We start from the raw sequence: 2,045 nt of genomic DNA, 5'->3' as shown, positions 1-2,045 counted from the left end.
CGATCTTCTTGCCGATGATCTTCTCGCCGGCGGCCAACCGGCGTTCGAGCATGCGCAGGGAGATGTGGTAGGCGTCGTCGATGCTGATGGCGAAACCGCGTTCGGTCAGCGGCGCGATCGCCTCGCGGTTGAGCATCGCCTGGTACAGCTCGTCGCCGAGCTCGTTGATCAATATCTGGTCCATGCTTGTCTCTCTCTCAGGAAAGGGGGGCGGCCTCGGCGAGGAAATCCTCGACCAGGCGGGCGAAACGGCCGGCGTGTTCGATCTGGGTCCAGTGGCCGCAGTGGCCATAGACGTGCAGCTGGGCGTTGGGGATCAGCTCGGCCAAGGCCTGCGAGGCGGACAGTGGGATCACTCGATCCTCGCGGCCATGGATGACCAGAGCCTCGTGGGGCAGGGTGCTGATCTGTTTCGGATCGCTGGCCAGGCCGTCGACCCAGCGCTGGCGCGGGGCCGGGAACATGGCGGCGAAGGACTCCTGGAAGCCCGGGCGGATGCTGGCCTGGTAACGCAGCTCTGCCAGCTCGTCATTGACTAGATTGCGGTCATAGGCGAACACATCGAGCAGGCGGCGCATCTCTTCAAATGAAGGGTTGTAACCCCAGACTGCATCCAGCCCCTCTGTGATGGGGAAGGTCACGCCGACGCTACCCATCAGCACCAGCCGGCGCACCCGCTCGGGGTGACGGATGGCCAGGGCCAGCGCCAGGCCGCCACCGAACGAATTGCCGACGATGTCGGCCTGGGCGATGCCGAGCGCGTCGAGCACGCCGATGGCATGCTCGACCCAGCGGGCCTGGTTGTAGCGGGCATCGGCCGGGCGCTCACTGAAACCAAAGCCGAGCATATCCGGGGCGAGCACCCGACGGTTCTGGGCCAGCTGCGGGATTATCCCACGCCAGTTGGCCCAGGCAGTGACGCCGGGGCCGGAGCCGTGAATCAGCAGCACCGGGAAACCTCCACCCTGGTCATGCAGGTTGGTACGGTAGCCGGCAGCGATAATCTCTCGACCGATTTCCGGACTTTGCTCAGGTGCGTTCATGGTTGGATCCTTTAGAGTTTGATGCAGACGTTTTTAAGCTCGGTGTAAAACTCCAGCGAGTGCACACCCCCTTCGCGGCCAATCCCGGATTGCTTGCTGCCGCCGAAGGCGGTGCGCAGGTCACGCAGGAACCAGCTGTTGACCCAGACGATGCCGGCCTCGATCTGCCCGGCGACGCGGTGGGCGCGCGAACTGTTCTCGGTCCAGATCGCCGACGCCAGGCCATAGGGCAGGCTGTTGGCCAGTTCGATGGCCTCCTCTTCGCTGTCGAACGGGCGGATATGACAGCAGGGACCGAAAATTTCCTCGGTGACCACCGCCGAATCGTCGGCCAGGCCGGTCCAGATGGTCGGCTGCACCCAGGCGCCGCCGGCCAGGTGCGCCGGCATGTCCGGCACGCCGCCGCCGGTGATGACGCTGGCGCCGTCGTCGAGCGCCTGCTGGTAGTAGCTGAGGACTTTTTCTCGGTGCTTGAGGCTGACCAGCGGGCCGAAGTTGCTGCTGGCGTCGTCCGGCGGCCCGATCACCAGGTTCTCGGCACCGGCCTTGAGGCGGGCGACGAACTCGTCGAAGATCGGCCGCTCGACGTAGACCCGCTCGGTGCCCAGGCAAACCTGGCCACAGTTGGCGAAGGCCGAGCGCAGGGTGCCCTCGATGGCCTTGTCCATATCGCAGTCGGCGAAGACGATGCCGGCGTTCTTACCGCCCAGTTCCAGCGAGACCTGGCGCACGCCCTTGGCCGCGGCGCGCATGATGGTTTCGCCGGTGCCGGTCTCGCCGGTGAAGGTGTAGGCGTCGACATCCGCGTGCTCGGTGAGGAAGGCCCCGGCCGAATCGCCGCCGAAACCGTGCACCACGTTGTACACGCCTGCCGGTACGCCGGCGGCCTGCATCACCTCGCCGAGCAGGTTGGCGGTCAGCGGGGTTTCTTCGGATGGCTTGACCACCACGCAGTTGCCGCAGGCCAGCGCCGGGCCGACTTTCCAGGTCATCAGCAGCAGC

At 65.9% G+C, this 2,045-nt stretch carries 2 protein-coding genes and 1 pseudogene; all 3 read right to left on the bottom strand.

Annotated elements, in window-relative coordinates:
- A pseudogene (locus TMS3_RS24345) lies at positions 1-184 on the bottom strand (2-oxopent-4-enoate hydratase); the annotation flags it as partial.
- 13 nt (positions 185-197) lie between these two features.
- Complete coding sequence (locus TMS3_RS24340) at positions 198-1,043, bottom strand: alpha/beta fold hydrolase (protein ID WP_025167834.1); 846 nt, start codon at positions 1,041-1,043, stop codon at positions 198-200.
- 11 nt (positions 1,044-1,054) lie between these two features.
- Positions 1,055-2,045: aldehyde dehydrogenase family protein (locus tag TMS3_RS24335; RefSeq protein WP_025167888.1), on the bottom strand; the 991-nt coding region annotated here is incomplete at its 5' end.

The organism is Pseudomonas taeanensis MS-3 (assembly GCF_000498575.2).
GTDB lineage: Bacteria > Pseudomonadota > Gammaproteobacteria > Pseudomonadales > Pseudomonadaceae > Aquipseudomonas > Aquipseudomonas taeanensis.
The sequence above is the reverse complement of the archived record's forward strand: the minus strand, read 5'-3'. Positions and strand labels throughout refer to the sequence as shown.